At 47.5% G+C, this 7,759-nt stretch carries 8 protein-coding genes; 4 read left to right on the top strand and 4 right to left on the bottom strand.

The window, feature by feature from the left end; genetic code table 11:
- Positions 1-8: 8 nt before the first annotated feature.
- Positions 9-203, bottom strand: a complete 195-nt coding sequence (locus ACLFWI_RS22700) for a hypothetical protein (RefSeq protein ID WP_446414810.1) — start codon at positions 201-203, stop codon at positions 9-11.
- A gap of 16 nt (positions 204-219) precedes the next feature.
- On the opposite strand from ACLFWI_RS22700, the gene ACLFWI_RS22695 reads away from it, so the two are divergent.
- On the top strand, positions 220-1,923 hold the full coding sequence (locus tag ACLFWI_RS22695) for a glycosyltransferase family 39 protein (protein WP_446414809.1): 1,704 nt from the start codon (positions 220-222) through the stop codon (positions 1,921-1,923).
- A gap of 48 nt (positions 1,924-1,971) precedes the next feature.
- Complete coding sequence (locus ACLFWI_RS22690; RefSeq protein ID WP_446414808.1) at positions 1,972-2,487, top strand: pentapeptide repeat-containing protein; 516 nt, start codon at positions 1,972-1,974, stop codon at positions 2,485-2,487.
- 96 nt (positions 2,488-2,583) lie between these two features.
- Here the strand turns inward: ACLFWI_RS22690 and ACLFWI_RS22685 are convergent, their stop codons facing one another.
- Positions 2,584-3,156 carry a hypothetical protein gene (locus tag ACLFWI_RS22685; RefSeq protein ID WP_446414807.1) on the bottom strand — a complete coding sequence of 191 codons (573 nt, stop codon included), beginning with the start codon at positions 3,154-3,156 and terminating at the stop codon, positions 2,584-2,586.
- A 180-nt stretch (positions 3,157-3,336) separates the two neighbouring features.
- Between ACLFWI_RS22685 and ACLFWI_RS22680 the strand changes: the two genes are divergently transcribed.
- The gene (locus tag ACLFWI_RS22680) at positions 3,337-4,623 is read left to right on the top strand and encodes a dihydrolipoamide acetyltransferase family protein (RefSeq protein WP_446414806.1); all 1,287 of its coding nucleotides are present in this window, start codon (positions 3,337-3,339) and stop codon (positions 4,621-4,623) included.
- 138 nt (positions 4,624-4,761) lie between these two features.
- On the opposite strand, the gene ACLFWI_RS22675 is transcribed toward ACLFWI_RS22680, so the two are convergent.
- Positions 4,762-5,340, bottom strand: coding sequence for a Uma2 family endonuclease (locus ACLFWI_RS22675; protein ID WP_446414805.1), 579 nt, complete (start codon positions 5,338-5,340; stop codon positions 4,762-4,764).
- Between the two features lie 13 nt (positions 5,341-5,353).
- The gene (locus ACLFWI_RS22670; RefSeq protein ID WP_446414805.1) at positions 5,354-5,932 is read right to left on the bottom strand and encodes a Uma2 family endonuclease; all 579 of its coding nucleotides are present in this window, start codon (positions 5,930-5,932) and stop codon (positions 5,354-5,356) included.
- Positions 5,933-6,218: 286 nt separating this feature from the next.
- Here ACLFWI_RS22670 and mnmE point away from each other — a divergent pair, with 286 nt between their 5' ends.
- Entirely contained in the window at positions 6,219-7,601 is a 1,383-nt protein-coding gene (mnmE, locus tag ACLFWI_RS22665; RefSeq protein ID WP_446414804.1) for a tRNA uridine-5-carboxymethylaminomethyl(34) synthesis GTPase MnmE, read from the top strand.
- The last annotated feature ends 158 nt before the right edge of the window (positions 7,602-7,759 follow it).

Below are 7,759 nucleotides of genomic sequence, written 5' to 3'. Positions count from 1 at the left end.
TTCGGCGTTTAAACCCTAATATCAAGAATAGCAAAATCCTTGCCGTAGTAGTGCGTTAAGCGAAGCCATGCCGCAGGCTTTGCATCTTGCTCGCTACATTGAGCATCTTGCTCGCTACATTGAGCATCTTGCTCGCTACTAATACTTATAACCCAGTCCGCGCAGGCGGACTTTGTTTGTGTAGCAGCGATTTCAATCGCCATAGCTCAAATTAACCCTATGAACCCACGCCAAAAACTGACTCTCCACTATTTCGCCCTTGCTGGAATCATTATTCTGGGAACCACCCTCCGGTTTTGGCATCTTGACTTAAAACCTCTGTGGCTAGATGAAGTTCTCACCGCTTTCTTTAGCCTGGGACGGGAATATAATGATTTACCATTGGATGTTGTATTTCCTTTGTCCACTCTTCAGGAATTTTTCACCCTTCAACCGGAGGCTAGCTGTAAAGACATTGCCCAAACCCTTGCTCAACAATCGACTCATCCGCCCTTATTCTTTTGCTTAATGCATTCGTGGCTAAGGTTTACAGGAACCGAACCGTTAGCTTGGGCGTTGCGCTCATTTCCGGCTTTAATCGGAGTCGGTGCGATCGCGGCAATTTACTTTCTCAATCGTCTCATCTTTTCGCCAATCGCGGGATTAATCGCCGCCGCGTTAATGGCGGTGTCTCCTTTTGCGGTTTACTTGTCTCAGGAAGCGCGTCACTACACATTGCCAATGCTGCTGATTATTCTGGCACTATTGGCATTAATCCCGATTCAGCAGCGTCTTTATCATCAGCAATTGCCTTCCCTGTGGCTATGGCTAGGTTGGGGTATGGTGAACAGTATCGGTTGTTATGTCCACTACTTTTTTCTTCTGGCTGTCATTGCTCAAGTTTTGACCCTAATTTCCGGGATGATTTGGTATCGTCGGCGTCTACCAAGGGGGAGTTGGGGTGCTGTGGCGCTGGTAATCGCGGGAATGGCAGTTAGTTATCTGCCGTGGTGGGGTATGCTTTTGGCAGATGTGGGGCGTCCAGAAACCAGTTGGCTACCGCCACCGGATAGTATTACGCCGTTGGTGCAATTACTGGTGGGTTGGTTCCTGATGGTGATTGCTTTACCCGTGGAAAATCAACCATTGTGGATTGTGATACCCATGGGAGGATTAACTCTGGGGTTGGGGGGGTGGATTATTTGGCAAGGAGGCGTGGGAGTTAAGCAATTGCTACAGAAGCCTTCAACCCAGTTAGCCACGTTGACGCTATTCGGGTTTACCCTTGGTGTATTGCTGCAATTTTTGGCAATTATTTACCTGCTAGGTAAGGATATATCCGTTGTCCCCCGCTATAACTTTGTTTATTATCCGGCGATTTGTGCGCTATTAGCAGCGAGTTTAATCGTAAATGTAGAGACGCGCCATGGCGCGTCTCATGGCGCGTCTGGGCGCAGGGGTGTCGGGATGCAGGGGAGATGGGCAATTGTCTTAACGTTGGCTATCTCTCTGGTGAGTACGGTTTGTGTTGTGGCTAATTTGGTGTTTCTCAAACCCTATTATCCTCAGCAGGTGGCGCAAAATATGATGATTGAACCCACGGTTCCCCTGATCATGGTGATGGGATATAAGGATCTTCAGGATGTAGGATTAGGATTAAGCTTTGCCTTGGCATTGGAGAACGTATCAGAGGATGGGAGTCAGGAGGGCGATCGCACAATAGCCTTTTTAAGTCGCCAACAGGGATATAATCAGGTTTGGCAACAGTTATCGGAATTAGCCATACCCTCTGTGTCTCCGTTGAATCTATGGATAATCGCTCCCGGCTTGAAGCGGCGAGACTATCCCCAAAATCTTGCGATCGCGAACCAAAAAACCTGTATCCTTGATCCGAGTCAACATTACCGGATTGGTATTCCTTATCAGTTATACCGATGTAGTTGAGATTTGGCGTAAGCTACACCAGAAAGGATGTTTTCAACAACAGTTGCAATGAAAGTAAATATTATTAAGTCTATTCGAGGACTCGCTGCTCTAATTCTGGCGTTGGTTTTAGTTTTAGTTCCCCTATCTGCCCAAGCTGCTAATCCCTCTGCCCGACAGCTTATTAATGACGGTGTATCTGATCTAAGTGCCATGGATTTCTCCGGTCAAAATTTAGCTGAACTGGAGATATCTAAAATGAATCTGACGCAAACGAATTTAAGCAATACCGATTTACGCAGTGTGGTGATTAGTGATTCCACGATGACTGACGCTAATCTACAGGGTGCAGATTTTTCATACAGCATTGCTTATAAAGTTAACTTCAAAGGGGCGGATTTGAGTGATGCGGTTCTAGAGGAAGCAATTTTGTTAGGTTCTCGCTTGGATGATGTTAATATCACCGGTGCTGATTTCAGCAATGCTGTTTTAGATCGCGTGCAAGTCCAAAGTCTCTGTACTAGAGCTAGTGGGGTTAACTCAAAAACGGGAGTAGAGACTCGCGAATCATTAGGATGTCGATAAATTGTCTACTGTAGGGGCGCACCGACGTGCGCCCTTTACCGACGTGCGCCCTTTACCGACGTGCGCCCTTTACCGACGTGCGCCCAGAAAACCCGCTCACAAACAAAGTTCAGGTGACCATTCTTGATGACCGCGCCCAGGGTAACATTTGAACTGAGATCCTGCCCAAATCATCTGCCATTGTTCATTAGCTTGAGCAGAGGGATTTTTCTGGAACTCAACACGATATCGGATACCTCTAACAGAATCATCCTTTAATCCAGTCTGAGTCAGAATAACAATTGCCTGATCCGGTTTAGGATAAGAAACATCCACGCTGGCTGAATCCGTGTTAGAGTCGCTATTGCCAAACGCCGAGAGTGCGATCGCGTTTGGATTGCTACCGGTTAAACTCGTCCTATCTGCAAGTTGGGATAGATCAATGGAACGATAATCTTCCCGGTTAGCCGCCAACGTCTGAGCCGATGAAAAATTTTGCTGGGGAGTCGAGTTACCTGGAGAATCGGGGGATGGCTCAGTCGATGAGGAAATCGTTTCATCAGGTGAAGGATTAGCGTCTGTGATTGTCGCTTCTTTTCGATTACTGATGCTGGTACAAGCCGTCAGCAGGATTACCATACCAGCGAGACTCACCAAAGAAATTTTGCCCGATTTGACCATCCGATCCATCAATTTGCTCTGTAACCAGCTAATTCTATTGTAGGTTGGATAGAGAAGCACCCAGATTTAGCGGCGGGCGGGTAATCCCTATTTTCCACCTCTATAGTTTAAGCACCCGTCATCAAGCTAAAATGCGATCTGGCAAATGCTATTGTTATTTAACGCCTAGTTCATAGGGAATACCACCTCATGATCCACGAAGTTTTCATGCCCGCCCTTAGCTCCACCATGACCGAAGGCAAAATTGTCTCTTGGGTAAAATCCCCAGGGGACAAAATAGAAAAAGGCGAAACCGTGGTAGTGGTTGAGTCTGACAAGGCGGATATGGATGTGGAGTCGTTCTATGAGGGCTATCTAGCCGTCATTACTGTACCCGCAGGTGAAACTGTGCCTGTAGGGGAGGCAATTGCCCTGCTAGCCGAAACTCCTGACGAAATTGAGACGGCTAAACAACAAGCCTCCCAATCCAGTTCCGCCTCAGCCCCAGCCAGTACTCCGCCTGATCAAACGCCAACAGCTGAAACTGCTACTGTCTCAGCCGCCCCCCAAGCGCAAGATACCCCCAGTCGCCGTAATGGACGCACTGTCGCCTCTCCTAGGGCTAAGAAATTAGCCAGGGAGTTGAAGGTTGAACTCGACACGTTGACGGGTAGTGGTCCTCATGGACGCATTGTGGCAGAAGATGTGGAAGCCGCCGCTGGGAAAACTCGCCAACCCGAACCCACCGCTGCACCGCAACAGCCAACGTCTCAGCCTGCGGCTCAACCGATGGCTACACCCACGACACCTATTTCTGTCCCCCTCGGTGAAGTGGTTCCCTTCAACACGCTGCAAAATGCTGTGGTGCGGAATATGGTGGCGAGTCTTCAGGTGCCATCCTTCCGGGTAGGGTATACCATCACTACCAATGAATTGGATAAGCTGTATAAACAAATTAAGCCTAAGGGCGTGACAATGACTGCCCTATTAGCCAAAGCCGTCGCTGTAACATTGAAACAACATCCCACAATCAATGCCTGTTATACGGAAAAGGGGATTCAGTATCATGCTGGCGTCAATGTGGCTGTCGCTGTGGCAATGGCAGATGGGGGACTGATTACACCAACCTTACAAAAAGCCGATGAGGTGGATATTTATTCCTTGTCTCGCACTTGGAAAGGGTTGGTTGAACGCTCCCGACGCAAGCAGTTGCAACCGGAGGAATATAGTTCCGGTACGTTTACGATCTCGAATTTGGGAATGTATGGCGTTGACCGTTTTGATGCGATTTTACCGCCGGGACAAGGGGCAATCATGGCCATTGGCGCATCACGTCCGCAAGTGGTGGCGACAACCGATGGCATGATGGGGGTGCGGAATCAGATGCAGGTGAATATGACTTGTGATCACCGGATTATTTACGGTGCTGATGCAGCAGCTTTCCTGCAAGATTTGGCGAAGTTGATTGAAACCAATCCGCAATCATTGACGCTGTAATCTTATTTTGTCCTGTAACACACACGATCAAATAGTGGCTAAGGGCGGGTTTTGCCTTTGAGGTTATCGGTAGATAGTCAAATTAAACGGCTAAACCCGCCCCGACAATTGACAGATGAATTTTTGACAGTCAATGATTCAATTCCAAACAATTTGTAAATCTAAAATAAAACCCGGTAAAACATTTTCTCCCGATAACTGGGTCGGATTTTCCAGTATTTCTACCGTTTGTCCTTGGCGATAAATTTCAACCCGACGAGTTGGTCGATAGAGTAACCAACCCAGTCTGACTTGATTATTCATGTATTCCTGCATTTTAGCTTGGGTTTCTGGTAACGTATCGCTGGGTGACATTAACTCCAAAACAAAATCCGGAGCAATGGGGGGAAACTTTTCTTTCTGTTCCTCTGTCAGCGCATCCCATCGTTCACGTTGAATCCAAGCCACATCGGGAGAACGGTTCGCCCCATGGGGTAGATGAAAACAGGTGGAAGAGTCGAAAACTTCTCCCAATCCCGTTTGTCGATTCCAAATAACGAAATCAGCGATAATTCCAGCATTTCGTTTTCCCGTTTCTCCGCCTGTGGGGGACACGATGATCAGTTCTCCTTTCGCATTGCGTTCAAATTTTACGTCGGGATTGATTCGGCAAAGATGATAAAATTGCTCTTGATTCAGGTGAACAATTGGGTCGAGGTTAAGTGTAACGGTTGTCATGTTGGATAAGGATTCAATTCCAAACAATTTGTAAATCTAAAATAAAACCCGGTAAAACATTTTCTCCCGATAACTGGGTCGGATTTTCCAGTATTTCTACCGTTTGTCCTTGGCGATAAATTTCAACCCGACGAGTTGGTCGATAGAGTAACCAACCCAGTCTGACTTGATTATTCATGTATTCCTGCATTTTAGCTTGGGTTTCTGGTAACGTATCGCTGGGTGACATTAACTCCAAAACAAAATCCGGAGCAATGGGGGGAAACTTTTCTTTCTGTTCCTCTGTCAGCGCATCCCATCGTTCACGTTGAATCCAAGCCACATCGGGAGAACGGTTCGCCCCATGGGGTAGATGAAAACAGGTGGAAGAGTCGAAAACTTCTCCCAATCCCGTTTGTCGATTCCAAATAACGAAATCAGCGATAATTCCAGCATTTCGTTTTCCCGTTTCTCCGCCTGTGGGGGACACGATGATCAGTTCTCCTTTCGCATTGCGTTCAAATTTTACATCGGGATTGATTCGACACAGATGATAAAATTGCTCTTGATTCAGGTGAACAATTGGGTCGAGGTTAAGCGTAACGGTTGTCATAAGTAGTTAAGATAGAAAGCAATTGATACAGTTAAAGACTATTTTACGCGATCGCTTAATTTCCCTCGCCATCAAAGCTCAGAACTGGTGCAGGTTTTACCATTACACCACCATCTGTAGGGAACCCTTGATGAACATTGGTGTAAACTTAAGGCTGAAACCTTTACTTAATCAGAGATCCCCCCTAGCCCCCCTTCAAAAGGGGGGAACAAGAAATCTAGTTTCTCTTAAACAGGGGCAAACCAGAAATTAGGAAAGGGTAGGGTAAGCAAACGATGTCTCAACCATGTCTCAACCGTTCGTCCAAGGTGAAACAATAGCCGCGATCGCAACTGCTGTTGTTCCCCAACAGGGGAGTGTGGGAATCGTGCGGGTGTCGGGGGAAAATGCCTTAGAAATCGCCCGTCAACTATTCCACGCACCTGGGCGTCAAGCTTGGCAAACTCACCGCATTCTCTATGGGTATGTGCGTCATCCTCAAACCCAGCACATCGTGGATGAAGCCCTACTCCTAATTATGCAATCTCCTCGCTCTTATACTCGTGAAGATGTCGTCGAGTTCCATTGTCATGGTGGGATTATGCCTGTGCAGCAGGTGTTGCAATTATGCCTAGAATTAGGCGCACGATTAGCCCAACCGGGAGAGTTTACCCTACGAGCATTTTTAAATGGGCGGTTGGATTTAACCCAAGCCGAAAGCATCGCTGACTTAGTGGGTTCTCGTTCCCCCGCCGCCGCCCAAGCTGCATTAGCCGGAATACAAGGGAAGCTGGCTGTACCGATTCGCCAACTCCGGGCGACGTGTTTAGATAGTTTGGCAGAAATTGAAGCCAGAATCGACTTTGAGGAGGATTTACCGCCCTTAGATGAAGCGGGGATCGTTGCCCAAATTCAACAAGTATTAACGGATATTAACCAAATTCTCGCCACCGCCGATCGCGGTCAATTATTGCGAACCGGCTTAAACGTCGCCATTGTCGGGCGTCCGAATGTGGGTAAATCCAGTTTATTGAACGCCTGGAGTCGTAGCGATCGCGCGATCGTTACTGATTTACCCGGTACAACTCGTGATGTGGTAGAGTCGCAGTTAGTCGTGGGTGGCATCCCCATACAGGTTCTAGATACCGCCGGAATCCGGGAAACCGTGGATCAAGTCGAGAAAATTGGCGTTGAGCGATCGCGCCGTGCAGCTGAGGCGGCTGATTTAATTGTATTGGTGATTGAAGCCACAGGGGGCTGGAGTTCAGAAGACCAAGAAATTTATACCCAAGTCAAACACCGTCCCCTAATTTTAGTCATTAATAAAACCGATCTCGCCCCCGCTGATTCTGTCTCCTATCCGGATAGTATTGACCGAGTAATTACAGCCGCCGTTGCCAAAAATGAAGGGATTGAGGCATTAGAACAAGGGATTCTTGAGGCGGTACAAACCGGAACCCTACAGGCGGCTGACTTAGATTTAGCGATTAACCAGCGACAAGCCGCCGCCTTAACCCAAGCCAAGATAGCGCTGGAACAGGTACAAGAAACCATTACCCAGCAGTTACCTTTAGATTTTTGGACAATTGATTTACGTGGCGCGATTCAAGCCTTAGGTGAAATTACCGGGGAGGAAGTAACGGAATCCGTGCTTGACCGAATTTTTAGTCGCTTCTGTATTGGCAAGTAGGTTGCCTTACGTTTCCTTATATTTAACTACCCCTCCCAGTAAATAGCGATATAATAAAAGTTTTACCTGACCACCTTGCCCTGTCGTTGCATTCTTCTTTAACCATTTTGGAACCCAGGAACGAGGAATTAAACCAGCCCATCCAAACCCCAAGCGAC

The sequence above is a fragment of the Coleofasciculus sp. genome (assembly GCF_046539235.1).
GTDB lineage: Bacteria > Cyanobacteriota > Cyanobacteriia > Cyanobacteriales > Coleofasciculaceae > Coleofasciculus.
Note: the sequence above shows the minus strand (reverse complement) of the source record. Positions and strands in the feature narration are given on the sequence as shown.

Excerpts from the sequence above, each read along its gene's own strand:
- mnmE (WP_446414804.1), top strand. The coding sequence starts at position 6,219 with ATGTCTCAACCGTTCGTCCAAGGTGAAACAATAGCCGCGATCGCAACT.
- ACLFWI_RS22675 (WP_446414805.1), bottom strand. The coding sequence starts at position 5,340 with ATGACAACCGTTACACTTAACCTCGACCCAATTGTTCACCTGAATCAA.
- ACLFWI_RS22695 (WP_446414809.1), top strand. The coding sequence starts at position 220 with ATGAACCCACGCCAAAAACTGACTCTCCACTATTTCGCCCTTGCTGGA.
- ACLFWI_RS22670 (WP_446414805.1), bottom strand. The coding sequence starts at position 5,932 with ATGACAACCGTTACGCTTAACCTCGACCCAATTGTTCACCTGAATCAA.
- ACLFWI_RS22680 (WP_446414806.1), top strand. The coding sequence starts at position 3,337 with ATGATCCACGAAGTTTTCATGCCCGCCCTTAGCTCCACCATGACCGAA.
- ACLFWI_RS22690 (WP_446414808.1), top strand. The coding sequence starts at position 1,972 with ATGAAAGTAAATATTATTAAGTCTATTCGAGGACTCGCTGCTCTAATT.
- ACLFWI_RS22685 (WP_446414807.1), bottom strand. The coding sequence starts at position 3,156 with ATGGATCGGATGGTCAAATCGGGCAAAATTTCTTTGGTGAGTCTCGCT.
- ACLFWI_RS22700 (WP_446414810.1), bottom strand. The coding sequence starts at position 203 with ATGGCGATTGAAATCGCTGCTACACAAACAAAGTCCGCCTGCGCGGAC.